Source organism: Micromonospora sp. NPDC049523 (assembly GCF_040676775.1).
Lineage (GTDB): Bacteria > Actinomycetota > Actinomycetes > Mycobacteriales > Micromonosporaceae > Micromonospora_G.
The window spans coordinates 39,828-66,651 of the sequence record NZ_JBFAPP010000007.1 but is presented as its reverse complement, the minus strand read 5'-3'; the positions used below and the strand labels follow the sequence as shown (position 1 = coordinate 66,651).

Sequence of the window (26,824 nt, the reverse complement as noted above, 5' to 3'; positions counted from 1 at the left end):
GGCGGGTGGCCCCCGCGTGTCGAGCACTTCGAGCGGCGGCCGCGCCGGCTTGACCGGCTACCAGACGGTCCAGACGAGGTGGTTGACCGCGAGCGCGGTGACCGCCTGGACGGCGAGCCACCGGCGCAGGTGCGGCTGCGGCAGCAGCGCGGTGGCGGCGGTCAGCCAGACCGCGAACGGCAGCCAGATCCGCTCCACCTCGGCCTTGCTCATCCCCGACAGGTCAGCCACGACGATCGCGAGCGCGGCGGCCAGGGACAGCGCCACCGGCCCGGTCGACACCCGGCGGATTGCCCCGCCGAGCGGGCCGAGGGCGATGCCGGTTCCGCCGGGGTGCGGCTGCGCGAGCACCGCGCGACGCAGCGCGGGCGCGCAGGCCGGCCCGGCGGCAAGCACCAGGCTGGCGAGGTTGGCCCAGACCCAGTACGCGTACGGGCGTTCCCGGGCGATGCCCTGGTAATAGCGCTCGACCACCAGTTGGTAGCCGTCGTACCACTGGAAGCCGGCGAAGCCGAAGCCGGCGACCACGGCAACCACCCCGGTCGCCGCCGGCAGCAGGGGCCGACCACGACGGCTGACCAGCACCACCGCCAGCACCAGCGGGGCGATCAACACCAGCCCGTACGAGAGGTAGACGCCGAAGCCGAGCAGCACACCGCCGGCGAACGCGACCAGCGTCGCCGCCCCGGAGCCACCGCGCCGCCGATCGGACCGGGCGGGTGGCCGGGCGGCGGTGGCCAGCAGCGCCAACCCGGTCGCGGTCACCCCGGCGAAGATCGCGTCGGCCGAGGCGCCCCACCACACCGCGCCCGGGAACAGCACCACGAACGGCAGCACCCGCCGAGCCGCCCGCTCGTCACCGAGGGCGCGAAGGGTGACCGGCACCGCGACCGCGGTAGCCGCCCCGGCGGCCACGCAGACCAGTGCGGCCCAGCCGCCGCCGGACAGGCCGACCCGGTCGAGCCAGACGAAGACCAGCAGGGCGCCGGGTGGGTGCCCGGACACGTGGGTGGTCCAGGAGTCCGGCTGGAGGTCGAGGATCCGGCCGGCGAAGCCGCGCACCATCGCCGGGACGTCGGTCACGCCGGGCACCTCGGTCAGGTACTCGGCGTCGAGGGTGAGGCGGGTGGCCAGGCCGGTACGCCAGCCGTCGACCAGCGCCAGCGAGACGATCCAGGCGACCGCGGTCGCGTACCCGGTGGCGAGCAGTGCCGGCCAGCGCAGCCGGGCGGCGAGCCGGTGCCCGTACCCGATGGTGGCCGCCGCGACCAGCAGGGCGGGCAGCGTACCGGGGCCCACGTGCGGGCCCCAGGTGGCGAACAGCGGCGCGGCGCCCGCGTGCACCGGCGACCCGGACCGGTCGAGCCACCATCCGACCGCGACGGCCAGGCCGACCAGGACCAGCGCGACCGCGGCCGATACGGCGTCGGCGCCGCGCCGGCGCCCGGCGCGGTCCCGGGCCGGCGCCTGCTGCACGCGGTCACGCTACCGGCGACGGCCGGCGGCCGGGCCGGAACGCAAGAGCGGGTCGTACGCACCGACGGCGCGCCGGCCCGGTCCGGTGAACCCACCGAGACGGCGTTTAAACCTCCCCACAATGGCTAACTGCGGCTCGACCTACGCAGCGCGAGGAGTGTCCGTGACCGAATCACCCCGGGTGGATGTGGTGCTGCCGTGCCTCGACGAGGCGGCGGCCCTGCCCGGTCTGCTGCGCCGGTTGCCGGCCGGCTACCGGGCGATCGTGGTGGACAACGGCTCCCGGGACGGGTCGCCGGAGGTGGCCGCCGAACACGGCGCGCTGGTGGTACCCGAGGGCCGGCGCGGCTACGGCGCGGCCGTCGACACGGGGTTGCGGGCCGCCACCGCCGAGATCGTGTGCGTCATCGACGCCGACGGCTCACTCGACCCGGCCGACCTGCCCACCCTGGTCGCGCTCGTCCAGCGGGACGCGGCGGATCTCGCCGTCGGCCGGCGGATCCCGGTCGGGCGGGGTGCCTGGCCGTGGCACGCACGGGCCGGCAACCTCGCCCTGGCGGCGATGATCCGGCGACGCGGGGCGCCCGTACACGACATCGCCCCGGTCCGGGCGGTACGCCGCGAAGACCTGCTCCGCCTCGACGTACGCGACCGGGCGTTCGGCTACCCGTTGGAGTTGCTGACCCGGGCGGCGGCGGCCGGGTGGCGGATCGTCGAGCGGCCGGTGGCCTACCGACCGCGGGCCGCCGGCACCTCCTCCAAGGTCTCCGGCTCTGTACGCGGCAGCCTGCGGGCAGCCCGTGACATGGCTCGGGTGCTGGCGTGACGCGCGCGAACCCGGTGTTGCTGGTGCTGGCGAAGGCGCCGGTCGCCGGGGCGGTGAAGACCCGGCTCACTCCCCCGGCCAGTCCGGTACAGGCGGCGGAGATCGCCGCCTGCGCCCTGCTCGACACGATCGACGCGGTGGCGGCCACCCCGGCGGTGACTCCGGTGATCGCCCTGGCCGGCGACCTGACCCTGGCCGCCCGGGGTGGGCAGATCCGGCAGGCGCTCTCCGGCTGGACGATGCTGGACCAGCACGGGGCGACGTTCGCCGAGCGGCTGTGCAACGCGCACCTGGACGTCGCCGCCCGGTTCCCGGGGCAGCCGGTGCTGCAGATCGGGATGGACACCCCGCACCTGCACTGGACGCTGCTGGACGCCGCCGCACGCCGGCTCGACGGCGGTGCGCAGGCGCTGCTCGGTGCCGCCCTGGACGGCGGCTGGTGGGCGCTGGGACTGCACGACCCGGTCCACGCGCAGGCACTGCGTACGGTGCCCACCTCGCGCCCGGACACCGGCGCGCGTACGCGCAGGGCGTTGGGCGACCGGGGGCTGCTGGTCGAGGCGCTGCCGTCGATGTCCGACGTCGACACCATGGCCGACGCGGTCACGGTCGCCGCCACGGTGCCCGGCGGGCGGTTCGCCGCTGCCGTGTTCGACCTGCGCGACTCGTGGCTGGTGCCGGTACGGGAGCAGCGATGACCGAGGTTGCGGCGGGCCCCGAGCCGGGTCGACCGTGAAGCTCCGGGTGCCGCGCGAGTCGGACTTCACCGCCCCCGCACACGACGTACGGGTCGCCGCACGGCTGGGGCTGGCCCTCGGTGTGACCTTCGGGCTCTGTTTCGCCACCGGCCTGCTCTCCCACATCGGCCAGCACGGCTCGTGGTGGCCGACCCGGCCGGTGGACTTCTACCGGATCACCCAGGGCGTGCACGTCCTGTCCGGGATCGTGGCGGTGCCCCTGCTGCTGGCCAAGCTGTGGAGCGTCTACCCCCGGCTGTTTGCCCGGCCGGTGATCCGGTCGGTGCCACACGCGCTGGAACGTGGGGCACTGTTCGTACTGCTCGCCGCCGCGTTCTTCCAACTCGCCACCGGCCTGTTCAACAGCGCTCAGTCGTACCCGTGGCCGTTCCAGTTCGTGCCCACCCACTACGCGGTCGCGTGGGTGGCGATCGGCGCCCTCGGCATCCACGTCGCGACCAAGCTGCCGCTGATCCACGACGGGCTGAGCCGGCGGGTCGGGCCGACGGAACCGGGCCGGTCCGGGCTCAGCCGGCGCGGTTTCCTGGCCACCACCGGGCTCGCCGCCGTGGCGGCGCTGGTGGCCACCGCGGGCGCGACGGTGCCGTGGCTCTACCGGGTCTCCCCGCTGAGTTGGCGGGCGGCGAAGGGGCCGCAGGGTGTGCCGATCAACCGGACGGCGAACGCCGCTCGGGTGAGCCGGGTCGGCACCGACTGGCGGTTGACGATCCGCTGGCCGGGCGGGTCACGGGCGCTGGACCGGGTCGAACTCGCCACCCTGCCGCAACGCACCGCCCGGCTGCCGATCGCGTGTGTCGAAGGCTGGAGCGCCAGCGCGACCTGGACCGGGGTGGCGATCGTCGACCTGCTCGGCGCGGTCGGTGCGCCGACCGGGCGGGTCGAGGTCGAGTCGCTCGAACGCTCCGGGCCGTACCGCACCAGCGTGCTGCTGCCGGACCACGTCCGGGATCCGCTCACCCTGCTGGCCCTGCGGATCAACGGTGAGGAACTGACCCTGGACCACGGCTACCCCTGCCGGATCATCGCGCCCACCCGCCCGGGTGTGTTGCAGACCAAGTGGGTCACCGCGCTGCGGGTACGGCCATGATGCTGCCGATCCGGGTGCTGTTCGGTACGGTCGGCGCCGGCGTGCTCGGGTACGGCGCCTGGCTGCTCTGGGCACAGGTGAGCTGGGAGCCGGGCTTCGTGCTCTCGCTCGGCGGTTGGCTGGTCGCCGGTCCGGTCCTGCACGACTGGGTGCTGACCCCGGTGACGACGCTCGGCGGTGTGCTGCTCGCCCGTACGCTGCCCCGACCCTGGCGTACGACGGTGATCGCGGGCCTGGTCACGACCGGGGTGTTGCTGCTGGTCGGGATCCCGCTGTTGACCCGGCCGATGCCGGCGGCACCGAATCCGGGCCTGGACGACCGGGACTACCTGCCCGGACTCCTGCTGTACCTCGCGGTGCTCTGGGTGCTGCTGCTCGGCGCGACCGCCGGGTACGCCACCCTGGTGGCGGCGCGACGTCGGGGACCGAACGCGCCCGGGGCGGGTGGGCGATGAGTGTGCGCAGCCGGCTCTACCGGGACGGCGAACTGATAGCGGAGGACTTCCCGGCGACCGAGGTCGCCAGCCGGCTCAACGAGACCGAGCGGTCCTTCGCCTGGCTTGACCTGTGCGGCCCGACGGCGCAGCAGATCGCGCTGCTGACGGAGGAGTTCGGCATGCACCCGCTCGCCGTGGAGGACGCCGTCCAACAGGCGCAGCGGGCCAAGCTGGACCGGTACGACTCGCACCTGTTCCTGAACACGTACATGGCGGAGTTGCATCCCGACGGCTCGTTGAACACAGCCGAGGTGGCCGCGTTCATCAACCAGCGGGTGCTGATCACGGTCCGCTACGACGAACGGTTCGACATCAGCCAGTTGCTCGTCCGTTGGGACGAGAACATCGAGATGGCGAAGTACGGCGTCTCCTTCCTGATCTACGGCCTGGTGGACGCGCTGGTGGACGGTCACTTCGAGGCGGTCCAGCAGCTCGACCAGTCCCTGGTGGAGTTGCAGAACACGATGTTCCGCCCGCACCCGGAGTCGTACGCCCAGCTGCAGGAGCGCACCTTCCTGGCCCGCCGCAACCTGGTCCGGCTGCGCCAGGTGGCGTTGCCGATGCGGGAAGTGGTGAACTCGATGATGCGTCCGACGATGCACCTGGTCAGCGCGCCGATGTTGCCGTACTTCCAGGACGTCTACGACCACGTGCTGCGGGTGGTCGAGTGGACCGAGTCGCTGCGAGACCTGAACAACGCCATGCTCGAGACCAACCTGATGTTGCAGAACAACACCATGAACCAGATCGTGAAGCAGGTGACGAGTTGGGCCGCGATCATCGCGGTGCCGACCGCGATCACCGGGTTCTTCGGCCAGAACGTGGCGTTCCCCTGGGAACACACGCTGACCGAGTTCATCGTGTCGACGATCGTGACCATCGGCATCGCGGTGGGGCTGTTCGTCGAGTTCAAGCGCCGCCAGTGGATCTGACCGGGCCGTACCCGTGGTTCGGAACGCCGGTATGACACCAATCGTATGCGCGCCCGTCGATATGTTAGCCGTACTCTGACCGTATGTCGCGCAGACTTGCCGCCCCGGTCGCGATCCTGCTGACGACCGCGCTCCTCACCGTGTCTTCCGCCCCGGCCGGCGCCGCGCCGACCGACGCACCGTTCGCCACCGAGCGATCGGACGCCGCGCAGTCGGTCGGCGTGCGTCCGGACCCCACAGAGGTTCTCACCGCGTTGCGACGTGACCTCGGGCTCACGCCCGAGGGCGCGGCGGCCCGGCTGGCGGTCGCGACCGTCGCCGCGCGGACGGAACGGGACCTGCGCACCACCCTCGGCTCCGCGTTCGGCGGCGCGTGGCTCGACGGGCGGGGCAACCCGGTGGTCGCGGTCACCGATCCGGCCGCGGTGCAGACCGCCCGACGGCCCGGTACCCAGGTACGCCTGGTGCCGCACGCCGAGGCCGCCCTCGCCGCGACAGCGGCCCGACTCGACCGCGCGGCCGGTCACGCGCCCGGTGCGGTTTCGGGCTGGTACGTCGACCTCGTGGGCAACTCCGTCGTCGTACTGACCGCACCGGGCGGGTCGGCCGCCGCCAATGCCTTCGCCAACTCGGCTGGAGCGCCACCGGGAATCGTCCGGGTCGTCGAGGGCACCGAGCGGCCCCGCACCCTGGCGGACGTACGCGGCGGTGATCCCTTCCTGACCGCCCAGAGCATGCGCTGCTCGGTCGGCTTCACCGTACGGGGCGGATTCCTCACCGCCGGCCACTGCGGCCAGGTCGGCGATCTCGCGTACGCGCCGAACGGGCAGGTGATGGGGGTGTTCGAGAGTTCGTCGTTCCCCGGCAACGACTACGCCTGGGTACGCCTGAACCCGGGCTGGACGCCGCGCGGCGAGATCCGGACCGGCCGGTCGACGGCGGCACCCATCCGGGGTTCGAGGGAGGCACCGATCGGCGCTCCGGTCTGCCGGTACGGTTCCACCACCGGCTGGCGGTGCGGCGTCGTCCAGGGGCGCAACCAGACACTGAACTTCGCCTCGGGCGAGGTCATCTCCGGCCTGACCCGCACGAACGTCTGCGCGGAGGCAGGCGACTCAGCCGGTCCGTTCGTCTCCGGCGACCAGGCACAGGGCATGCTCGTGGCCGGTACGGGCAACTGCACCGCCGGTGGCACCACGTACTTCCAGCCGGTGAACGAACCGCTCGCGGCACTCGGCCTGACCCTGCTCACCTCGCCCTGACCGGCAGCCCGCCTGCCTGCGTCGCGAGACGACACTGGCCGGGCCCCCTCCCTCCGGGGCCCGGCCAGCGCGCTGTGCTGTTTGTTCGTCGACGCCTTACCTGTTGTCCCACAGGTCCTGCACGATGTGCGCGGCCTGGTTCTCCCACTGCGCGTACGCGAACGGGAAGGCCGAGACCTGCACGGTCTGCGCCGCGTCGGTCAGCGGCATGTGCTGCCATCCGTCCACCCGCTTGAGCCCGTTGAAGAAGGCCGAGGCGGCGTAGTCGGGGTCGGTGACCTGTGCCGGCGTACCCCAGCCCGACGACGGACGCTGCTGGAACAGGCCCAGCGAGTCGTGGTCGTTGAGGTAGCCGAGGTGACCGAAGTTGTTGAGCTTCGACTCCTGCAGGGAAGTCGCCACCCCGATCACCGCGCCTCGCTCGCCGACGCCTTCCCGCTTGGCGGTCTGCACGATCGCCTTCGCGTTGTCCAGCTGATCGTCGGAGAGCGGCGTGGAGACCTGCTGCCCCTGCGTGCCGAACGGCATCAGGTCGGACAGGCTCGGCTTGTCGGCCGCCTTCGGATCGACGCGCTTGTGCGACGAGTCGGCGGGCCGGTCGACGGCCTGCGGCGCCGAGGATGCCTCAGCCGGTTGCTGGCTCGCCTGGCCCTGCGGCCCGGTCTGCGCGACGAGCGGCTTCGCCTCGGTCTTGCTCGCCTGGGCGGCCTGGCGCAGCTGCGCCGCGGCGGCCGGGTTCACGTTCGGCGAGGTCGAGTTGTCGGCGGCCAGCGCAGGGCCGGCGGCCAGTCCGCCCACGACCGCGACACCGGCGAGGGTGAGTACAGCCTTGCGACGGTTGCCCTCTGCCAGCCGGCCCAGGTCGAGCCGGCGGATCTGGTACTGCGTCAGACCGCGCAGGTCGGCTTGGAGCGCCTTGGCCTGCCCGAGCCGACGGCCGAGGTCGGCCTGCTCGATCTTGGTCTGGGCGTACTGGCGGAAGTCGGTCTGTGCGATGGCCGGGAGCCATCGAGTGAAGCGGTCCTTCACGATGGGAGCCCTTCCGTTGGGGGTTGCCGCTCCGGCAGGAGCGATCCGGGAGGATGACGCACTCCGGGAGGAGCAGTCCGGGGCAAAACAACACGCCCGGCAGGTGCTGCACGGGCGTACGCAAGATGTAACGAGCCCGACCCATCCGACATTCCAGAAATGCCCGGCTCGTGGCGATTGATAGGACGGGCAGGACCGGGCCGGCTCACGGCCGAGAAGGGGAGGGCCGAGGGTCCACTGCTTCCGGCAAAACGGACACGAGGGACACGCTTGGCTCGGAACACGCCGAGTACGGGCTACGCTCTCCCCATGCTCGGCACCCAAACGACACCGGCCGGCGTCGCCTTCCTGGCACGCCCGGGGCGTCCTGCCGTGGTGACCCGTACGGTCACCGAGCTGACCGGGCCGGCCAGCGGCGTGGTCGAGCTGCCACTGCGGCTGATGTGGTGCGCCGACCGCGCCTTCGACCTGGCCGACCCTGACCAACTGCTCTGGATGTACGAGAACGTCCTGCGCGAGGCCACCCGCGCGGACGACCTCCGTCGCTGGGTCAACGGAACCCTGCTGCGGCGGGTGTGGCCGGACCTGAACCTGCCGCATGGTGTCCGGCGGGCGTGGGAGGCTCGACACCGCTCGCTCCACCGCACCTCGTGAGCACCGCCCACCTGGGCGACTTCTACCGGGAGGTGGCCCGGGTCGCACTGTCCGTTGCCGACCGTTACGGCTTCGTCCTCGGCGGCGGAGTGGCCTGGGCCGCGCATGGCCTGGTGAACCGTCCCACCGAGGATCTCGACCTGTTCGCGGACGTCGACGGCGCGGCCGGCGCGGCTGCGACCGAGGTCCGCAACGTGCTGCGCGCGGCCGGTTTCGACGTACGCGACGAGGACCCGACCGGCGACCTGGCCAGCCTCTTCGACGGGTTCGACCAGGACATGAAGGATTTTGTCGTCAGCCGTGGCGGCCGTCAGCTCCGGTTGACCCTGGGCCGGCTCGACCGGCACCGCAGCCCGGTGGTGATGGACCTGGGGCCGGTCATGCATGTCCAGGACCTGGTCGCGAGCAAGACCGTCGCCCTGATCACCCGCCGCGAGGTACGCGACTACATCGACATCGCCGCCGCGTTGGACGTCTACCGCCTCGACGAGTTGCTGGCACTCGCGCACAGCTACGACCCGGCACTCGACCCGGAGGACATCCGGGCAGCCGGTCACTACCTGGACCGGCTACCCGACCGACGGTTCGCGCGCTACGGCCTGACCGAGGATGAGGTACGGATCGTCCACCAGCGCCTGGCCGACTGGCCACGCTGAACCGGGGACAACCGCCAGCGGTACGCCCGTTGGCCGGGTCCCCGTGGTGGGAACCCGGCCCGTGGCTGTTCGGTGTTGCTTACTTGGTCCAGACGTCCTGCACGATGTGCGCGGCCTGGTTCTCCCACTGCGCGTACGCATCCGGGAACGCCGACACCTGAACCTTCTGCGCCGCATCCGTCAGCGGCATATCCTGCCAACCATCAACCTGCTTCAGGTTGCTCAGGAACGCGGTCGAAGCGTAGGTGGGGTCCGTGATCTGCTCCGGCGTACCCCAACCCGAACTGGGTCGCTGCTGGAACAGACCCAGCGAGTCGTGGTCGTTCATGTCACCCAGATGACCCAGGTTCTCCAGCTTCGACTCCTGCATCGAGGTAGCAACCGCGATCACCGCACCACGCTCACCCATACCCAGCTTCTTCGCCGTCTCGACAATCGCCTTGGCGTTGTCGGTCTGGTCCTTGCTCAGATCAATGCTCGACTGCGCACCCTGCGTACCATGCGGCACCAGCTTGTCCATACCCGGCTTGTCACTGGTCACCTGCGCGACCGTGGTCATCGCCGGGGCAGCATGCTCAGCCGGGGACGCGAACACGTGACCCACAGGCCCCGCAACCGCACCACCCACAAACGCCAGGCTGGCAACACCCAGGGCGGTCTTACGAACAAACGAAGTCTTGGTAACAGCGGTGAAAGTCGTCTTCACGATGGTTCACCTTCCAATCGGGGGTACCAAGCACGCGCACACACGAGGGAAGCGGCGCTGCACTCGGGAAGAAATACGAGGCCACAGCCAGCACGAGGCGAGAACACAACCCCGGCGCTGCTCCGGTCGTACGCGATGTATAACCACCCCCAGCCCGCCAACATTCCGCCAACCCGCCCCCGACGAGAGTTGATCAAGCCCAAAAACCTCGTATAAATGACGCGCGACGCAGGCCGGACCCGACTCTCGGAAACGCGCAACCTCCTGGGGTCGGATTACCGGGATTAGTGGGCGGGGGACGCTTTACGGGCAGATCCACGGCCCCCGCGAGGCTCGTCGGCGTTCGACCGGTTACGTCAAACGATAGGTGAAGTCGTCCGACATGCGGTGAAGGTCGCCTCCGACGGTTGTCATCCGGCCGACGCCGGAGACCAGCTGCGCGCTCTCCAGCCGAGCGTTCTTGATGCCGAACTTCGCTGGCTGCAGCACGTAGAAGTACGTGTCACCCTGCCACTTGTACCTGCCGTTCTGCGACTGTGCGTGGATCACGAGATCCTGTCCCGAACGCAGGACGGGGAACTCCATGCCGAACCTGTGCCCGGCGTCGATGTTGATCCATCCGAAAGAGTAGGAACTCCCGCGGTTACCGAGACACACCGCAGCACTCACCGCGTGCTTGGATTCGTTGATGACCGTCAGGACCGCATCCCGGTACAGCAGGAATCCGCCGACCGCGACCGTTGCCTTATAAGTAGCGATGCCGACCGACACGGGATCCATGACATCTCCCTATCCGCACGAGGGTCACTTCCCCGCGACCCAAGCCGACCATTGACAAGAAGCACAGTGTGCCAACTCGCAACAGTGCGATGCCCATCGTTTGATGGCTTGTCGCCGGGATGCACGAAGCCGCACCGACGGCGCCGGCCGGGTGTCCGGCGCTATGGCGTCCTCAGGTAGGTGTCGAGGGCGGCCGCGCCCGTCAGCATGCCCAGACCCCGTGCGGTCAGCCGGTCGCGCCACTCCCGCATCGTCGCCTGCAACGGCTCCGGCCCGCCCGCCGCCCGTACCTGTTCCAGCACCTGCGCGATCTGGTCCAGCCCGTGCCCGCCCCGTCGCAACTGGTGGGCCAGCAGCACGTCGCGCACGTCGGCGGAGGCATAGACGCGGTAGCCGGTACGGGGGTCGCGCCGGGGCACGACCAACCCGGCCCGCTGCCACTTGCGTAGCGTCGCCGGCCGGATGCCAAGCCTGCGAGCCAGCGGTCCGATGAACGTCTCACCCGGCTCCGGTTCGTACGGCGGCGCCAGGTCGTGCAGCGCTCGTTCGACGGCCTCGAGCGTGCGCCGATCGCTGGCCAGCTGCGCGTGACTCTCGTCGATCAGCCGCAGCGCCTCGTCGACCACACCGCCGTTCACGGCTCGCATGATCGCGCCCGCCGTCGCGTGGCCATGCGCGGGGATCAACACCAGGAACGTCCGCAATGCCGCCGCATGGCGCGCGACGTAGACGCGGTAGCCGTGCGGCGAACGCTCGGCCGGCGGCAGGATCCCTGCCTCCTCGTAGTTGCGCACCGCCTGGGTAGAGAGCCCATGCTCGCGGGCCAAGTCGACAGGCCGCAACCGCATTTTGAAGGTATCTCCTCACCAGCAGCCAAAAACGCTGTCAAAGTTTACACCGAAGGTTCAACGATAGGGTTGAGGGAATGACGACCTCGATCGGGGACGCCGCGCGTCCCTTCAGCGGCGGCGACCTCAGCACGCTCCTGTCCCCCAGCACCCGCCTACTCGGCCTCGGCGAGCCCACCCACGGCGTCGAAGCCTTCCTCGAACTGCGCAACGAGCTCTTCCGTCACCTGGTCGAACACGAGGGCTACCGCTCGATCACCATCGAAAGCGACTGCCTGGCAGCGCTGGTCGCCGACGCGTACGTCGGCGACGGCACCGGGACCCTCGACGACGCGATGAGTCGCGGCTTCAGCCACGGTTTCGGCGCCTCATCCGGCAACCGTGAGCTTCTGCGCTGGATGCGCGTCTACAACAAGCAGCGCCCCCCGTACGAGCGGCTCCGCTTCTACGGCTGCGACGGTCCCCTGGAGATAACCGGCGCGGCCAGCCCTCGTCCAGCTCTGATCGCACTGCACGACTACCTGGCCGCTCAGCTTGACCTGCCTTGGAGCCGCGAGAGCCTCGACGACCTGATCGGCCCCGACGAACGCTGGACCAACGCGGACGCCATGATGGATCCCACCCAGTCCGTCGGCCGCACCCCCGAGGCCAGGGAACTGCGCCTGATCGCCGACGACCTGAGAGCGCTACTCGCCTCGCACGCCCCGCAACTGACGGCCGCCCCCTCCCCCGACGACTGGTGGCTCGCCGACCTGTACGCCCGCACCGCCACCGGACTCCTGCGCTACCACGCCGGCATGGCCGGTACCACACCCAGCCGCCTCGGCTCACTGATGCACCTACGCGAAGGCATGATCGCCGACAACCTCGACGCCACTGTCCGGCGCGAGGCTCGTCGCGGCCCCACCCTCGCCTTCGCCCACAACCGCCACCTGCAGCGCGACAAGAGTCACCTGCAATTCGGCGGCCAGCCGCTCCAGTGGTGGAGCGCGGGCGCAATCGTCGGCACCCACCTGGGCGACCAGTACGCCTTCGCCGCCACCACCTTCGGCACCCGTGGCTCCGACGTCCCTGATCCCGACAGTCTCGAAGGCGTCCTGTCGGCTCTCCCCCACGCCCGCGCCGTCGTCGATCCCGGCCGCCTCGACGCCGCCCTCGACCGGAAACTGACGCCACGCATCCCGGCCGACCACACGTACTTCTCGCTCGACCCGGCGACCATCGACCAGGTCGACGCCATCGTCTTCGTCAAGGAAATCTGAGCCACTCGCGGCGTCGAGGGTGAGCAGGTCCTCCAGATGCCACTGAAGCGGCCTGGTGCGAGGATGCAGGCATGTACCTCATCCGTGAGCGCCTCTTCGACATCGGCGACGACTTCGACATCACCGACGACAACGGCCGGAAGGTCTTCCACGTCGACGGCAAGGTGCTGACCCTGCGCGACAAGCTCGTCATCGAGGACGCGACCGGTGAGGAGGTCGCCTCGGTGCACCGGCAGCTCGTCGCGCTGCGTCGCACGTACACGATCAAGATCGGCGGCGAGAAGGCCGCCGAGGTACGCAAGAACCTCTTCACACCGTTCCGCGACAAGTACACGATTGACATACCGGGGCCGCATGATCTCGAAATGCGTGGTGACCTGCTGGACCACGAGTACACGGTGGAGCAGGACGGGCATGAGGTCGCTTCGGTGTCGAAGAAATGGTTCACCATCCGCGACACGTACGCGGTGAAGATCTTCGGGGACGAGAACCACCTGCTCATCCTGGCCGGCGTCCTCGCGCTGGATCTCGCGCAGTCCCGCGCCGAGAAGGAACGTGAGGAGAAGGAGCGCAAGGAGAAAGCAAAGAAGGACGGCTGAACACACCAGGGTCGCCGCGAGCTCTCGGCCCACCTCGGCGAGATACGAAAACGCCGCTGGCCGGGTCCCCAGATTCGGGGACCCGGCCAGCGGGTTATTGCTTGATGTTTACTTGGTCCAGACGTCCTGCACGATGTGCGCGGCCTGGTTCTCCCACTGCGCGTACGCATCCGGGAACGCCGACACCTGAACCTTCTGCGCCGCATCCGTCAGCGGCATATCCTGCCAACCATCAACCTGCTTCAGGTTCTTCAAGAACGCGGTCGAAGCGTAGGTCGGGTCCGTGATCTGCTCCGGAGAACCCCAACCCGAACTGGGTCGCTGCTGGAACAGACCCAGCGAGTCGTGGTCGTTCATGTCACCCAGATGACCCAGGTTCTCCAGCTTCGACTCCTGCATCGAGGTCGCAACCGCAATCACCGCACCACGCTCACCCATGCCGAGCTTCTTCGCCGTGTCCGTGATGGCCTTGGCGTTAGCGAGCTGGTCCTTGCTCAGATCAATGCTCGACTGCGCACCCTGCGTACCATGCGGCACCAGCTTGTCCATACCCGGCTTGTCGGCCGTCACTTGAGCGACCGTGGTCATCGCCGGGGCAGCGTGCTCAGCCGGGGACGCGAATGCATGACCGACAGGCCCCGCAACCGCACCACCCACGAACGCGAGGCTGGCAACACCCAGGGCGGTCTTACGAACGAACGAAGTCTTGGTAACAGCGGTGAAAGTCGTCTTCACGATGGTTCACCTTCCATTCGGGGGTACCAAGCACGCGCACACAGGGGGAAGCGGCGCTGCACTCGGAAAGAAGTACGAGGCCACAGCCGGCACGAGGCGAGAACACAACCCCGGCGCTGCTCCGGTCGTACGCGATGTATAACCACCCCCAGCCCGCCAACATTCCGCCAACCCGCCCCCGACGAGAGTTGATCAAGCCCAAAAACCTCGCATAAATCACGCGGGTCCACCACACATCACCCGGCAGCCGTTGTCGGACGGGGCGCTATTGCGGTCAGGCGGGTCTGATGAGCATTATCGGCTCACCCACGGCTATGTCGACTGGTGGCTGGACGAGTACGGCGACGACCGTGCCGGAGAGTTCCGAGGAGACCTCTATATCGACCTTGTCGGTCGATATCTCGCACACCGCCTCACCGACGCGTACGGCTTCACCTGGGGTTTTCCGCACCGACGTGACGGTAGCGGCACTCACCGTCCCGCCGAGCCACGGCAGGACAACGGCCATGGTCGCCGTGTCCTCGACCGAAGCCGCCGTCACCGTCGGGGGTCGACCGGGTGCTCCTCGTAGGAGGGAGGCTGCCGCTGCGGCGGCCAGCAGCCCGCACATGACCAGCAGGGTACGGAGATGCAGATGTTCGTGCGCGACAACGTCGACCGCCACGCACGGGACCACCGGGTAGAACCACCAACGCCTGACCCCCTCGGACCAGCTCACCGGAAGGGTCGGTCGTCGAGGCCGGAGCGGCTTGCCGAAGGTGACGATCGCCGCGAGTACGGCGGTCACGACGAGAGCCACAACATCCGCCACGATTCAGCAACCTATGACACGACGTCAACGGATTCAGCGCACCGCGTTTCGACAAGGTATGCGGTGGGTGGCCGGGACGTGTCGTCTTCGGTCTGCACTGGCGCCGCCCCGAGCGGATGGTTATCGTGCCGACGACGCCCACGAGGCCCCACCCACCGTCATTGGAAAGGCGCGTAATGACCTCTCCCTCCGGCCCGTCCCGCCGCCAGCTTCTGGTCACCGCGGCGGCTGCCGCCGCGGCTGCACCGCTGGTCGCCGCCGCTCCGGCTCAGGCGCACCGGCCCACGAAGCCGAAAAGCTGGGACCTTACCGTCCTGGGCACTTCGGACACTCACGGTAACGTCTACAACTGGGACTACTACAAGGACGCCGAGTACGACGACAGCGCCCACAACGACATCGGCGTGGCCAAGCTGACCACCCTGGTCAAGCAGATCCGCAAGGAGCGGCGGGGCAAGGCGACCCTGGTGCTGGACGCTGGAGACACGATCCAGGGCACGTCGCTGGCGACGTACTACGCCAAGCAGGAGCCGATCACGTCGACCGGCGAGAAGCACCCGATGGCGCGGGCGATGAACGTGCTCGACTACGACGCCGTGACGCTGGGCAACCACGAGTTCAACTACGGCCTGCCCCTGCTCGACCTCTGGATCCGGCAGCTCGGGTTCCCGGCCCTGGCCGCGAACGCGGTCAACGCGCGCACCGGCAAGCCGGCGTACACGCCGTACATCATCAAGAAGGTCGACCTCGGCGCTGGTGCACCGACGCTGCGGGTCGGCATCCTCGGTCTGACCAACCCCGGCGTGGCCATCTGGGACAAGGGCAACGTCGAGGGCAAGCTCAGGTTCGAGGACATGATCGCGACCGCCGCGAAGTGGGTGCCGGTGATGCGCCAGCGCGGCGCCGACATCGTGCTGATCTCCGCGCACGGTGGCGACAACGGTACGTCGAGCTACGGTCCGGAACTGCCGAACGAGAACCCGGTCGCGCTGATCGCGCAGCAGGTCCCCGGCATCGACGCGATCCTCTTCGGCCACGCGCACAACGAGGTGGTCGAGCGGTTCGTCACGAACACCGCCACCGGTGTGCAAGTGCTGACGTCGGAGCCGTCGCGGTGGGGCCAGCGGCTGACCCGGATGGACTTCACGCTCACCCGGGAACACAACTGCTGGAAGATCACCAGCAAGCACGCCACCATGCTGAACACGAACACGGTGGTCGAGGACCCGAAGGTGCTCGCCGCCGTACGGGCGCAGCACAACAAGACCGTCGCGTACGTGAACCAGGTGGTCGCCACCTCCGCGGTCGAACTGCCCGCGACGGAGTCCCGTTACAAGGACACCCCGATCCTCGACTACATCAACAAGGTGCAGACCGACGTGGTCGGCGCGGCTCTGGTGGGCACCGCGTACGCGAGCCTGCCGGTGTTGTCGATCGCCGCGCCGTTCAGCCGTACGGCGGTGTTCCCGGCCGGCGACGTGAAGATCAAGGATGTGGCCGGGCTCTACATCTACGACAACACCCTCGAGGCCGTGCTGATCAGCGGTGCTGAGGTGAAGGCGTATCTGGAGTACTCGGCGAAGTACTTCCGGACGCTGGGCCCGGGTGCCCCGGTGGACCCCGCGACGATCAACGACCCGTCGGTGCCGGACTACAACTACGACACCATCTCCGGCGTCGACTACGACATCGACATCAGCCGCCCGGTCGGGCAGCGGATCACCCGCCTGACCCACCCCGGTACGGGCACCCCGGTCGCCGACGGCGACCAGTTCGTGATCGCGGTGAACAACTACCGGCGCAGCGGCGGCGGCAACTTCCCCGGCATCGTGAAGACCCAGATCTACAACCAGCAGCAGGAGATCCGCCAGCTGCTGATCGACTGGGCGCAGGAGAAGGGGACCATCGACCCGGCGGACTTCTTCGTGCCGAACTGGCGCCTGGTACGCGAGGGCGTCCCGGTGGAGTTCCCGAGCTGACCTGCTTCGACGTACCTGACGGTGGTCCTCGTCCGAGCGGGTGAGGACCACCGTCGTCGTCGGCGACCGGGGCAGCGCGGAGCGTACGGCGCCCGCCCTGGCGGCGCGCTTGGTAGCGTGCGTACCCGTGGGTGATCTTCGTGCCGCGGACGGTACTCGGCTCGCGCTGCACGACTTCGGCGGTGCCGGCCCGCCGGTTCTGCTCCTGCCCGGCCTCTGCGGTTACGCGGGTGAGTGGTCGGCGACCGTCGCCTGGCTGACCGGCACCCATCACGTGTACGCGCTCGACCCGCGCGGCCATGGCGACAGTGAGCGGCGGCCCGCCGACGTCTCCCGAGATGCCCACGTCGGGGACACCGTGGCCGCCCTGTCCGTGATCGGCCCCGCTGTCGTGGTCGGCCAGTCCCTGGGCGGGCACACCGCCCTGCTGACCGCCGCCCGCCTTCCCTACCTGGTCACCCGGTTGGTGCTGGTGGAGGCGGGCCCGGAGGGGCCGGACGACAACACAGCGGCCGGCATCGACAACTGGCTGAGCGGCTGGCCGGTGCCGTTCCCGGACCAGACCGCGGCGGCGGAATTCCTCGGCGGCGGTCTCGTCGGCCCCGCCTGGGCTGGCGGCCTGCGCCAACAGGCGGATGGCTGGTATCCGGCGTTCGACCGGGACATCATGGTCGCCACGATCGCCGCCGCCACCGGACCACAGTGGGACGAGTTCGAACGGATCATCTGTCCGATCCTCGTGGTCAGGGGCGAGCGGGGCTTCGTCTCCGTCGGCGAGTACGCACGGATGCTGCAGCAGCCGACGGTCACCGGGGTCGAGGTGCCGGGGGCCGGTCACGACGTGCATCTGGACAGTCCGGACCCGTGGCGGGCCGCACTCACGGAGTTTCTCGCCGAACCCGTCTGACCGGCTGATTGCCTCAGCCTGCGGCCGTACGCAGCATCCAGTCGTCTTCGCCGCCGGCCGGTGCCGCCCGGTCCGGGCGCTGGCCGGTCTCGACCAGTTGGACGTGGTCCTCGGGCCGCACCCGGGCGGGCAGCCGGCCGAACCGCACGTGTCGCAGGTGCGCCAGTTCCTCGTCGGTGCTGCGTCCCTCGGGTTCCTTTTCGGTCGCCATACCTGCCTCCTCGGTCCTGTCCAGTGTGACCCGTACCGACCCTCGGCGACCACTCGGTGACTGATTCGCGGCACCCGGTGACTGATTCGCGCCACCGGGTGGAGGAGTCGAAAACGCAACCGGTCACGGGCGGTGCGCGTACCGGGTCTGCGGTTAGGGTGCATCAGGTGCCAGGGGAGGAAACGGAAGGTGCGCGGTTGAGCGGGGACACCGATCCGGATTTCGGACGACTGTGGGCCGAGGCGGACGACCTCGCCCGACGGGTGGGCACGGCGAGTGACCCGGCCACCCGCTACCGGGGCAGCGATCCGGCCGACGTGGTGACCGTCCAGGTGGACGGTGACGGCCGGGTGCGGCACGTACGGGTGGACCAGGGTTGGCGTCGGGTCGGTGGCGCGGGCGGCCTCGGCACGGCCGTGCAGGCCGCGATCGAGGCGGCTGCCCTGGACCGGCTACGTGACCTGGACGCCCGGCTCTCCGAGGGGCTCGTGGCGCAGGACGCGCCTGGACCGGCGCCGACCCCGCCGCCGGGGGCCGCTGCCCGTGACCGGTCGGTTGACGAGCTGGTCGCGGCGTTGTCGGAGCAGCCGGATGCGGCGGCGACGGTCGAGGCGATGCGGCAGATGGTGCGGATGCTGCACGACCTCGACGCGGATCTCGACGTGTTGTCGCGGCAGGTCGCCGACCGGCAGACCCGGTCGTACGACGGACGGGACGCGGGCCGGCACGTAAGCGTACGGATCACCGGCGACGGCGCCCCGGTCGGCGTCGAGTACGACGCGCGGTGGCTCTACGACACCCACGAGGTCAACATCGGCCGGGCGACCCTGGAGGCGTTCGAGGCGGCGTACCTGGTGGCCGGTCGGGAGACCGTGCAGGGGCTGGTCGCCGACAGCAGGGTCGGTGCGTTGGGCCGGTTGTCCGGCGACCCGCTCGAACTCGCCCGCCAGTTGGGACTGTACCGGCGGCCGTGAGAGCGGCGCCGACCGTACGTCCGCCCGAGTCCGGCCGGCTTTCCCGGCCCGGCCGACGATTGTGAGGAAAGACCGTGCCACCGAGCAAAGAGCAGATCGAGGCGTCGATCGCCGCCCTGCACGAGGGTGCCCGCTCCTGGGGTCGGCACGCCGACACGATGGACGCGGCCTCGAAGTCGGCCTCCGCGCAGAGCCTGGGCCCGTTCGAGCTTTCCGGTCTGGCGTCGCTCACCGGCCTGGTGGAGACGTACGGCGAGTTGCAGGAGAAGCTCGCGCGGCTGCTCCGCGAGGGCGCGGCCAACTTCGACGCGATCGGGTCGGCGCTGCGTACGGCGGCCGACGGGTACGAGGCCGACGAGCGCGACGCGGTGCACCGGATGCGCGGCATCTACTAGGGACCGAGTCATGATCCAGTGGCAGACAAGGACGGTGTGCGGTGGCGCCGAGCCCCGGTGAGCAGGAGTTCCGCGAACTGATCGAGGAGTTCGAGGCCGCGCTGAAGCGCGTACAGCAGAAAACGGAGGAGATCGTCGACAACGTCAACCGGGTGTTGTCGAAGGTGCCCGGCTTCGTCGGCGACGGGATCCGCGAGTCGACCGAACGGTTCGTCTCCCTGATCAACAAGATCTACACGGAGCTGGACAAGTACGTCGCCAAGCCGGGGTGGCCGCCAGCCCTGCTGCGGGTCGGCAACGCGTGGGCGGACGACGTCGGTTCGCCGGTCAGTGCGCTCGCCGGGGCGGCGGACCCGGACAAGTCGGCGATCCTGGACGAATGGAAGGGGCCGGCGGCGGACGCGTACAAGCGGATGCTGGGCGCGCAGCTCAAGTCGATCACCTCGATCAAGAAGGACTTCACCGACGCCATCCACAGCGCGTTGACCGCCACCGCCGCGGCGATCGTGGTCTGGTGGGGTTCGATCCTCGTCGCGATCACGGCGCTGGTGGGGGGCCTGATCGGTGCCGCCGCGTCGACCGCGTCGGTGTTCGGCGCGCCGGCCGGGCCGTTCATCGCGATCGCGGCCTGTCTGGTGTTCCTGACCGCCCTCACCGCGGGAACCGGCACCCTGTACGGCGTGACCGCGGTGCAGGAGGGCAATCTTCGGGACCGGGTCAACGAGTGGTTGGCGTTCGACGGGCACCGCTGGCCGGTCTCCGCCGCCGACAAGATCTCCGACGGCACCCTGCGGGACAAGGCTCCGGCGGTCGCGGACGGCACGGACTGGCGTCTGGAGCCATGACCGGACCGACCGGGGCCGAGGACCCTCGACGCACCGCCCGGCGGCGGGCCGCCGCAGCCGGCGCGCTGCTCGTCGCGTACGCGCTGCTGCTGGCCTTCGTCTGCTACCTGCTCGGGATCGACACGGCCGAGGTGCTGATCCCGGTCGCGGTGGCGCTCGGTGCGGGGGTGCTGGGGTGCGTACCGGTGGTCGTGGCGAACCTTCGCCTGGCGGCGGGGGCGACCGGTGGCCGGTGGCTGCTGCTGATCACGTTCCTACTGACCGGGCTCGCGGTAGCCGGGTTGTTCGTGGTGGGCGTGTTCGAACTCATCGCGGGGGATGCGGCGGTCGGTGGGATCGCGGGCGGGGCGATCGTGTTGGTGCTCGGTCCCCTGGTGCCGGCGGCGCTGTCGTTCTCGGCGACGGGCCGCCGATGACGCCGGCCGAGTCCGACGGGCTGTGGGCGGGCCTGATCGGTTTCGGTTGTCTGGCCGCGGTCGCGGTGCTGGCGCTGCTGGTGGTCCTCGTTCTCGTCGGCCGGCGCCGCAACGGGCAACGCCGGGAATCACTGCGGCGGTGGGCCGGTCGCAACGGTTGGGTGTACGTGCCGCTGCCCACCCTGGACTGGGGGACGAGGCTGCCGGGTGGCAACCGTGGCGGTGTCTCGGTTGTCGTGTCCGGGGTGGTCGCCGGTCAACGGGTGAGTGTCGCCGAGTACGAGCACACCGAGACGTACACCGGTACGGGCTCCGACGGCATGGGTGGCACCACCAGCACGACCTCCAGCCACAGCCACCCGTACGTGGTCGTGGTGGTGCACCTGGGGCACGCGTACCCCTCGGTGGAGGTGTCGCCGCGCGGCGCGGCGGCGAAGGTCGGACGCGCACTGCTCGGCGGTGGTGGCGCGGTGACCGGTGACCGGGACTTCGACCGGGCGTTCCAGGTCGACGGCGACCCGGTGGCGGTGCGCTGGGTGCTCTCCCCCGCGCTCGTCGCCGCGCACGTGGCGGGATCGGTGCCGCCCTGGATCCTGCACCAGGGCGAGCTGATGACCTATCTGCCGGGCCGACTGGAGCAGGTGGACCGGATCCCGGCGCTGGCCGAGCCGCTGACCCGGGTGGCGGCGATGCTGCCCCGGCTGACCTGACACCGGCGGGTTGCCGGCCCGGCTGACCTGACACCGGCGCGTTGCCGGCCCGGTTCGAGCGGGGTCAGGACCGGAGCAGGGCGAGCGCGGCGCGGACCGGCATCCGGGTCAGGGTGCGCTGGAACGACGCCTCGCCCTGGCAGAACCGGGCGAACATCCGCCAGCCGGGCCGGGTGGCGACCACCGCGTGGAAGACGCCGGGGTGCCGGGTGAACGCGCCCAGCAGCCGGCGCCCGGCGGCCATCGGCGGCGCCAGCTGCTGGTGTACGGCGGTGACGTACCCGTCGAGGTCACCGCGCGCCGCGGCGGCTCCGGCGAGTGCTCCGGAACGCAGCGCGAAGCTGATCCCCTCGCGGGTCCACGGCTCCAGCAGACCGGCCGCGTCACCGGCGACCAGGACCCGGTCCCGGCGCAGCGGTGAGGACTCGCTGCGGCAGCGGGTGAGGTGCCCGGAGTCGTGGATCGGCTCGATCCCGCCGAGCCCGAGCCGGTCGACGAAGTCGCGCAGGTAGCGCCGGGTCGCCTCACCCCGGCCCCGCTCGGCGATCACACCGACGGTGAGCACGTCGCCCTTGGGAAAGACCCAGGCGTACGAGCCGGGGATCGGGCCCCAGTCGAGCAGGAGCCGGCCCTGCCAGTGTTCCCGGACCGGTGCCGGGACCGGCAGTTCCACCTCGAGGCCGAGGTCGACCTGGTCGTACTCGACGCCGACGTGACGGGCGGTGATCCCGGAGGAGCCGTCCGCGCCGACCACCACGCCCGCGGTCAGCGAGGTGCCGTCGGCGAGACGGATGCGTACGCCGGTCGGGTCCTGGCCGATCGCGCGCACCGCGACCCGCTCGCGGATCTCGGCGCCGGCCTCGGCGGCGGCGTGGCGCAGCCGGTCGTCGAACTCGGGGCGTCGCACCATGAGGACCAGCGGGGAGCCGTGTTCGCGGCTGAATTCGCGCCGGCCGTCGTGGGTGAACGTCACGTTGTGCACCCGGTCGTCGGCGGGCACCTCGATCCGCCCGTCGAGGGCTGCCAGGGAGGTGCCGATCAGCCCGCCCCCGCAGGTCTTGTAGCGGGGATGTTCGGCCCGCTCCAGCACGATCGTACGGGCTCCGGCCCGGGCGGCGGCGTAGGCGGCGGAGAGGCCGGCCGGCCCGGCGCCGACGACGGCGACGTCACATGCGGTCACGGGAGCAGCCTAGAGGAACGGCCGTCGGGCGTCTGATCGCGCTGACCGTACGCCCCGACCCCGCCCACGTTCGGCCCGACGCCTGCCTACTTCTTTGTTGTAGCAACGGCCGCGCAAGGCTGCTGGAAGCACGATTATGTTTCGTCGCGATTGCCGGAGACATTTGTTTACGCCGATCCCTGTTTCAGATCCTGTGCCCGATGTGTCGCCCACGGATACATTCACACACCCAAACGTGAAGCAGAAACCAAGTCCACTCAGGTTTATTCGGCAAGGGAGAAGATGCGCTCCCACCTCGGACGTCGCTCCACGCATCGCGAGCAGGCCCGGCCGGAACAGCACAGGATACGCGACCCGGCAACCAAATCATACATCTCTACATTTCAATGAATTGCCCATAGCATTTCCACCAATCAGTTACCGGGAACCATCGATCGGTGGACCACGAGTCCACCGACCGAGCATCGGAAGGGGAGCACGAGAGATGACACTCTCAGGGTCACCGGGGCGCCGCTGGCGCATCGGAGCAGCCGTCACGGCCGTGGCCACCGCCGCGGTCGCGTTCGCCAGTCCAGTCGCCGCCGCACCCGCCGAGGGGCAGATCCTGCAGGCCGGCGGCGTCACGGCGGTGGCCGGCTCGTACGTCGTGGTGTTCAAGGACGCCTCGGTCGCCCAGACCAACGTCACCGACACCGCGCAGAGCCTGGCCAAGCGACACGGCGGCACCGTCGCCCGTACCTACCAGCACGCCCTGCGCGGCTTCGAGGTGCGGCTGTCCGAGGCCGCGGCCAAGCGGCTCGCCGCCGACTCGTCGGTGAAGTACGTCCAGCAGAACCACACCGTGCGCCTCGCCGCCACCCAGTCCCCGACCCCCTCCTGGGGCCTGGACCGGATCGACCAGCGCAACCTGCCGCTGAACAACTCCTACACCTACCCGAACAACGGTGCGGGCGTACGGGCGTACATCATCGACACCGGGATCCGGTTCGCCCACAACGACTTCGGCGGCCGCGCGGTCACCGGCTTCGACGCGGTCGACGGCGGCGCCGCCGACGACGGCAACGGGCACGGTACGCACGTCGCCGGCACCGTCGGCGGAAACGCGTACGGCGTGGCCAAGGGCGTGACCCTGGTCGGCGTACGGGTGCTCGACAACGGCGGCAGTGGCTCGTACGCCGGTGTCATCGCCGGCATCGACTGGGTGACCGGCGACCACGACCCGGGTGAGCGGGCGGTCGCCAACATGAGCCTCGGCGGCGGTTTCGACCAGGGCGTGAACGACGCGGTGACCCGGTCGATCGCGGACGGCGTGGTCTACGGACTCGCGGCCGGTAACGAGTACAGCTCCAACGCCTGCAACGTCTCCCCCGCCAGCACCCCGAACGGGATCACGGTCGGGGCGACGGAGTCGAACGACGCCAAGGCGTCCTACTCCAACATCGGCACCTGCCTGGACATCTTCGCCCCGGGTAGCGCGATCACCTCGGCCTGGAACACCAGCAATACCGCGACCAACACCATCAGCGGCACCTCGATGGCCACCCCGCACGTGGTCGGCGCGGCTGCCCTGGTGCTGTCGGCCAGCCCCAGCTACACCCCGCAGCAGGTACGCGACAAGCTGGTCAACGACGCCACCAACGGCGTGGTGACCGGCGCGGGCACCGGTTCGCCGAACAAGTTGCTCTACATCGGAAACGTGGTCCCGCCGACCCAGGACTTCTCGATCTCGGTGGCGCCCGGCGCCGGCACGGTCAACCCGGGACAGTCGGTGACCGCCACGGTCAGCACCGCCACCACGGTCGGCAGCCCGCAGTCGGTCGCGCTGACCGCGAGCGGCCTGCCCAGCGGGGCGACCGCGACCTTCAGCCCGGCCTCGGTCACCTCGGGCGGGTCGTCCACCCTCACCATCAGCACCACCTCCGCGACCCCGTCGGGCACCTACACGGTGAGCATCACCGGCACCGGTCCGGTCACCACCCAGGCGACCTCGTACTCGCTGACGGTCAACGGGGCACCCGGTTGCACCCAGACCAACGGCAACGACGTGGCGATCCCCGACAACACCACGGTGGAGAGCACGATCACCGTCTCCGGCTGTGCGCGCAACGGCCGTACCAACGCCACGGTCGCGGTGAACATCGTGCACACGTACCAGGGTGACCTCGTGGTCAGCCTGATCGCGCCGGACGGCAGCGCCTACGTGCTGCACAACCGCACCGGCGGCAGCACCGACAACATCAACACGACCTACACCGTCAACCTCTCCAGCGAACCCGCCAACGGCACCTGGAGGCTCCGCGTCCAGGACGCGGCGACCATCGACACCGGATACATCAACAGCTGGACCCTGGCGCTCTGATGCTCTGACGCCACCGACCGGTTCGAATCGGACCGGTTCCCACCGGAGCCCCGGCACCACGCCGGGGCTCCGGCCCGTCCATCGGAGCCGGCACCGCGTCGGCGAGGGTCAAGGACGGCAAACCTCGCATGTACGTCCCGCCGGTCGGGAATCATCGGCTGGGGGCGGGGTATCCGCCCGGTCGTGAGGTGCCCGACAGTGTGGTCGAGCGGAGGAGCTTTCCATGCGACAAATACAGCTATCCGACGTCGAGGAGCGGGTGTACGCGGCGGTGACCGCCCTCGAGGCGAAGGGGCAGGTGCCGTATCCGGCCGCCATCGCCAGTGAGTCCGGCCTGGCCGAGGAGCAACTGACGGCGCCGCTGCACAACCTCTCGGTGAAGAACCTGCTGCACCGGGAGGACTCCCCGCTGGCCGGGCTCGACTTCGGTCCCCGGTGGTGTGCGCATCAAGCCGCATAGCAGCCAGGGCGGGACGAACCGCCAGCGCAACCTCGCGCTGGCGGTGGGCCTGATCGCGACGTTCATGACCCTGCTCGACGTGAGCATCGTCAACGTCGCGGTGCCGTCGATCGAACGGGCGCTCAAGGCGTCCCCGAGCGAACTGCAGTGGGTGCTGTCCGGCTACGCGCTCACCTTCGGTCTGGTCCTCGTCGCGGCCGGACGGTTCGGCGACATCCGCGGTCGCCGCAACGTGTTCATCGCCGGGCTGGCCCTGTTCACCGCGTCCAGCGCGGCCGCCGGGCTGGCCACCTCACCGGAGTGGCTGATCATCGCGCGCCTGATCCAGGGCGCCGCCGCCGGAATCGTGAACCCGCAGGTCGTCGGCATGATCCAGCAGATGTTCCAGGGGTCCGAGCGGGGTCGGCCATTCGGCCTGCTCGGCTCGGTCATCGGCCTGTCGACCGCGATCGGGCCGCTGCTGGGCGGGGTGCTGATCGCGCTCATGGGTACGCACGAGGGCTGGCGGCTGGTCTTCTTCGTGAACGTACCGGTCGGCATTGCCGCCATCATCTTCGGCTGGCGGGTGCTGCCGCCGCACCACCCCGGTCCGCGAAAGAGCCTAGACCCGGTCGCGGTGCTGCTGCTCGGCCTCGGCGTGACGCTGTTGCTGCTCCCGCTGATCGAGGAGCGGCAGTGGCAGGGCTTCCTCAAGTGGCTGCTGGTACCCGCGGCCGTACTGGTGCTGACGGGGTTCGTGTACTGGGAGCGGCGCTACGGGCGTCGGGGTGAGCCGCTGTTCGACCTCGCCCTGTTCCGCCACCGCTCGTACACCCTGGGCAGCCTGATCGCGCTGCTCTACTTCGCCGGGTTCACCGCGCTCTTTTTCATCTTCACCCTGTTCCTGCAGAACGGCCTGCGCTACAGCGCGCTGGCCGCCGGCCTGGCCGTGACCCCGTTCGCGCTCGGCTCCGCCGGTACGGCGATCCTCGGCGGCCGGCTGGTCAACCGGTTCGGCCGGCCGCTGGTGGCGATCGGGCTGACCCTGGTCGCGATCGGGCTGGTCGGCACCATGGTGGCGCTGCACTTCGTACCGGGACACGGCGCCCCGTACGCGACCGCCGCGCCGCTGCTCGTCGCCGGTCTCGGCAGCGGACTGGTGATCACCCCGAACCAGACACTCACCCTTGCCGAGGTGCCGGTGGAGCGGGGCGGCGCGGCGGCGGGCATGCTCCAGACCGGGCAGCGGATCGGCTCGGCGGCCGGGATCGCCGGCGTCGGTACGGTGTTCTTCAACGCCCTCGCGGCCACCCACAACGGTTGGTCGAGGGCCTTTCGGGACGCGCTGCTCATCGCGCTCGGCTTTGTCCTCATCGCCCTCGTCGCCGCCGTGTTCGACATCGTCGCCGGTCGGCGCGCCGCCCATCGACGAGGTACGGCGGCGGTCGCTGACGGATAAACCCGTCGGAGGCACACAGGCATGTGATCTGG

Annotated in this window: 29 protein-coding genes; 20 read left to right on the top strand and 9 right to left on the bottom strand. The window is 70.1% G+C overall.

Annotation, left to right across the window (positions count from 1 at the left end):
* Nucleotides 1-57: 57 nt before the first annotated feature.
* Nucleotides 58-1,476, bottom strand: a complete 1,419-nt coding sequence (locus AB0J90_RS12650) for a hypothetical protein (protein WP_363595185.1) — start codon at nt 1,474-1,476, stop codon at nt 58-60.
* A gap of 163 nt (nt 1,477-1,639) precedes the next feature.
* Between AB0J90_RS12650 and AB0J90_RS12645 the strand changes: the two genes are divergently transcribed.
* The 6 genes from AB0J90_RS12645 to AB0J90_RS12620 all read left to right on the top strand — a co-directional run bounded on the left by AB0J90_RS12645 (nt 1,640) and on the right by AB0J90_RS12620 (nt 6,838).
* Nucleotides 1,640-2,302: a glycosyltransferase family 2 protein gene (locus tag AB0J90_RS12645; RefSeq protein WP_363595183.1), complete on the top strand. Its 663-nt coding sequence runs from the start codon at nt 1,640-1,642 to the stop codon at nt 2,300-2,302.
* Nucleotides 2,299-3,000 carry a DUF2064 domain-containing protein gene (locus tag AB0J90_RS12640; RefSeq protein WP_363595181.1) on the top strand — a complete coding sequence of 234 codons (702 nt, stop codon included), beginning with the start codon at nt 2,299-2,301 and terminating at the stop codon, nt 2,998-3,000. The genes AB0J90_RS12645 and AB0J90_RS12640 overlap by 4 nt, the downstream gene beginning before the upstream one ends.
* Nucleotides 3,001-3,046: 46 nt before the next feature.
* A complete protein-coding gene (locus AB0J90_RS12635; RefSeq protein WP_363595179.1) occupies nt 3,047-4,147 on the top strand; it encodes a molybdopterin-dependent oxidoreductase in 1,101 nt (366 codons plus the stop codon).
* A complete protein-coding gene (locus AB0J90_RS12630) occupies nt 4,144-4,602 on the top strand; it encodes a hypothetical protein (protein ID WP_363595177.1) in 459 nt (152 codons plus the stop codon). Before AB0J90_RS12635 ends, AB0J90_RS12630 begins: the two co-directional genes overlap by 4 nt.
* Nucleotides 4,599-5,576 carry a magnesium transporter CorA family protein gene (locus AB0J90_RS12625; RefSeq protein WP_363595175.1) on the top strand — a complete coding sequence of 326 codons (978 nt, stop codon included), beginning with the start codon at nt 4,599-4,601 and terminating at the stop codon, nt 5,574-5,576. Before AB0J90_RS12630 ends, AB0J90_RS12625 begins: the two co-directional genes overlap by 4 nt.
* An 83-nt stretch (nt 5,577-5,659) precedes the next feature.
* Nucleotides 5,660-6,838, top strand: coding sequence for a S1 family peptidase (locus tag AB0J90_RS12620; protein ID WP_363595173.1), 1,179 nt, complete (start codon nt 5,660-5,662; stop codon nt 6,836-6,838).
* 96 nt (nt 6,839-6,934) lie between these two features.
* Here AB0J90_RS12620 and AB0J90_RS12615 read toward each other — a convergent pair whose 3' ends face one another.
* Complete coding sequence (locus tag AB0J90_RS12615) at nt 6,935-7,867, bottom strand: hypothetical protein (protein WP_363595171.1); 933 nt, start codon at nt 7,865-7,867, stop codon at nt 6,935-6,937.
* A 309-nt stretch (nt 7,868-8,176) separates the two neighbouring features.
* On the opposite strand from AB0J90_RS12615, the gene AB0J90_RS12610 reads away from it, so the two are divergent.
* Both AB0J90_RS12610 and AB0J90_RS12605 read left to right on the top strand, forming a co-directional pair.
* On the top strand, nt 8,177-8,521 hold the full coding sequence (locus AB0J90_RS12610; protein WP_363595169.1) for a hypothetical protein: 345 nt from the start codon (nt 8,177-8,179) through the stop codon (nt 8,519-8,521).
* The gene (locus tag AB0J90_RS12605; protein ID WP_363595167.1) at nt 8,518-9,177 is read left to right on the top strand and encodes a nucleotidyl transferase AbiEii/AbiGii toxin family protein; all 660 of its coding nucleotides are present in this window, start codon (nt 8,518-8,520) and stop codon (nt 9,175-9,177) included. Before AB0J90_RS12610 ends, AB0J90_RS12605 begins: the two co-directional genes overlap by 4 nt.
* A 79-nt stretch (nt 9,178-9,256) precedes the next feature.
* Here AB0J90_RS12605 and AB0J90_RS12600 read toward each other — a convergent pair whose 3' ends face one another.
* From AB0J90_RS12600 to AB0J90_RS12590, 3 genes are all read right to left on the bottom strand, one after another.
* The gene (locus tag AB0J90_RS12600) at nt 9,257-9,883 is read right to left on the bottom strand and encodes a hypothetical protein (protein WP_363595165.1); all 627 of its coding nucleotides are present in this window, start codon (nt 9,881-9,883) and stop codon (nt 9,257-9,259) included.
* Nucleotides 9,884-10,234: 351 nt separating this feature from the next.
* A complete protein-coding gene (locus AB0J90_RS12595) occupies nt 10,235-10,663 on the bottom strand; it encodes a DUF1036 domain-containing protein (protein WP_363595163.1) in 429 nt (142 codons plus the stop codon).
* A 161-nt stretch (nt 10,664-10,824) separates the two neighbouring features.
* Nucleotides 10,825-11,457 (bottom strand): TioE family transcriptional regulator, encoded by a 633-nt coding sequence (locus AB0J90_RS12590; protein ID WP_363595161.1) that lies wholly within the window; start codon nt 11,455-11,457, stop codon nt 10,825-10,827.
* A gap of 131 nt (nt 11,458-11,588) precedes the next feature.
* Here AB0J90_RS12590 and AB0J90_RS12585 point away from each other — a divergent pair, with 131 nt between their 5' ends.
* On the top strand, nt 11,589-12,773 hold the full coding sequence (locus AB0J90_RS12585) for an erythromycin esterase family protein (RefSeq protein ID WP_363595159.1): 1,185 nt from the start codon (nt 11,589-11,591) through the stop codon (nt 12,771-12,773).
* A gap of 71 nt (nt 12,774-12,844) precedes the next feature.
* The gene (locus tag AB0J90_RS12580) at nt 12,845-13,372 is read left to right on the top strand and encodes an LURP-one-related family protein (protein WP_363595157.1); all 528 of its coding nucleotides are present in this window, start codon (nt 12,845-12,847) and stop codon (nt 13,370-13,372) included.
* A gap of 108 nt (nt 13,373-13,480) precedes the next feature.
* On the opposite strand, the gene AB0J90_RS12575 is transcribed toward AB0J90_RS12580, so the two are convergent.
* Nucleotides 13,481-14,107: a hypothetical protein gene (locus AB0J90_RS12575; RefSeq protein ID WP_363595155.1), complete on the bottom strand. Its 627-nt coding sequence runs from the start codon at nt 14,105-14,107 to the stop codon at nt 13,481-13,483.
* A gap of 274 nt (nt 14,108-14,381) precedes the next feature.
* Entirely contained in the window at nt 14,382-14,918 is a 537-nt protein-coding gene (locus AB0J90_RS12570) for a lipoyl domain-containing protein (protein ID WP_363595153.1), read from the bottom strand.
* Between the two features lie 176 nt (nt 14,919-15,094).
* On the opposite strand from AB0J90_RS12570, the gene AB0J90_RS12565 reads away from it, so the two are divergent.
* Together AB0J90_RS12565 and AB0J90_RS12560 are read left to right on the top strand one after the other, a co-directional pair.
* A complete protein-coding gene (locus tag AB0J90_RS12565; RefSeq protein WP_363595151.1) occupies nt 15,095-16,897 on the top strand; it encodes a 5'-nucleotidase C-terminal domain-containing protein in 1,803 nt (600 codons plus the stop codon).
* A 127-nt stretch (nt 16,898-17,024) separates the two neighbouring features.
* Nucleotides 17,025-17,804 carry an alpha/beta hydrolase gene (locus AB0J90_RS12560; RefSeq protein ID WP_363595149.1) on the top strand — a complete coding sequence of 260 codons (780 nt, stop codon included), beginning with the start codon at nt 17,025-17,027 and terminating at the stop codon, nt 17,802-17,804.
* Nucleotides 17,805-17,817: 13 nt separating this feature from the next.
* On the opposite strand, the gene AB0J90_RS12555 is transcribed toward AB0J90_RS12560, so the two are convergent.
* Nucleotides 17,818-18,015: a hypothetical protein gene (locus AB0J90_RS12555; RefSeq protein WP_363595147.1), complete on the bottom strand. Its 198-nt coding sequence runs from the start codon at nt 18,013-18,015 to the stop codon at nt 17,818-17,820.
* Nucleotides 18,016-18,212: 197 nt separating this feature from the next.
* Here AB0J90_RS12555 and AB0J90_RS12550 point away from each other — a divergent pair, with 197 nt between their 5' ends.
* The 5 genes from AB0J90_RS12550 to AB0J90_RS12530 all read left to right on the top strand — a co-directional run bounded on the left by AB0J90_RS12550 (nt 18,213) and on the right by AB0J90_RS12530 (nt 21,355).
* A complete protein-coding gene (locus AB0J90_RS12550; RefSeq protein WP_363595145.1) occupies nt 18,213-18,989 on the top strand; it encodes a hypothetical protein in 777 nt (258 codons plus the stop codon).
* Between the two features lie 74 nt (nt 18,990-19,063).
* The gene (locus AB0J90_RS12545; protein WP_363595143.1) at nt 19,064-19,384 is read left to right on the top strand and encodes a hypothetical protein; all 321 of its coding nucleotides are present in this window, start codon (nt 19,064-19,066) and stop codon (nt 19,382-19,384) included.
* Nucleotides 19,385-19,425: 41 nt separating this feature from the next.
* Nucleotides 19,426-20,229, top strand: coding sequence for a hypothetical protein (locus tag AB0J90_RS12540; RefSeq protein WP_363595141.1), 804 nt, complete (start codon nt 19,426-19,428; stop codon nt 20,227-20,229).
* Entirely contained in the window at nt 20,226-20,645 is a 420-nt protein-coding gene (locus AB0J90_RS12535) for a hypothetical protein (protein ID WP_363595139.1), read from the top strand. Before AB0J90_RS12540 ends, AB0J90_RS12535 begins: the two co-directional genes overlap by 4 nt.
* The gene (locus AB0J90_RS12530; RefSeq protein ID WP_363595137.1) at nt 20,642-21,355 is read left to right on the top strand and encodes a hypothetical protein; all 714 of its coding nucleotides are present in this window, start codon (nt 20,642-20,644) and stop codon (nt 21,353-21,355) included. Before AB0J90_RS12535 ends, AB0J90_RS12530 begins: the two co-directional genes overlap by 4 nt.
* Before the next feature lie 64 nt (nt 21,356-21,419).
* Here the strand turns inward: AB0J90_RS12530 and AB0J90_RS12525 are convergent, their stop codons facing one another.
* Nucleotides 21,420-22,535 carry a geranylgeranyl reductase family protein gene (locus AB0J90_RS12525; protein WP_363595135.1) on the bottom strand — a complete coding sequence of 372 codons (1,116 nt, stop codon included), beginning with the start codon at nt 22,533-22,535 and terminating at the stop codon, nt 21,420-21,422.
* A 484-nt stretch (nt 22,536-23,019) separates the two neighbouring features.
* On the opposite strand from AB0J90_RS12525, the gene AB0J90_RS12520 reads away from it, so the two are divergent.
* The 3 genes from AB0J90_RS12520 to AB0J90_RS12510 all read left to right on the top strand — a co-directional run bounded on the left by AB0J90_RS12520 (nt 23,020) and on the right by AB0J90_RS12510 (nt 26,792).
* Nucleotides 23,020-24,894 carry a S8 family peptidase gene (locus tag AB0J90_RS12520; protein WP_363595133.1) on the top strand — a complete coding sequence of 625 codons (1,875 nt, stop codon included), beginning with the start codon at nt 23,020-23,022 and terminating at the stop codon, nt 24,892-24,894.
* A gap of 223 nt (nt 24,895-25,117) precedes the next feature.
* A complete protein-coding gene (locus AB0J90_RS12515) occupies nt 25,118-25,354 on the top strand; it encodes a hypothetical protein (RefSeq protein WP_363595131.1) in 237 nt (78 codons plus the stop codon).
* Nucleotides 25,335-26,792: an MFS transporter gene (locus tag AB0J90_RS12510; RefSeq protein ID WP_363595129.1), complete on the top strand. Its 1,458-nt coding sequence runs from the start codon at nt 25,335-25,337 to the stop codon at nt 26,790-26,792. Before AB0J90_RS12515 ends, AB0J90_RS12510 begins: the two co-directional genes overlap by 20 nt.
* Nucleotides 26,793-26,824: the final 32 nt, after the last annotated feature.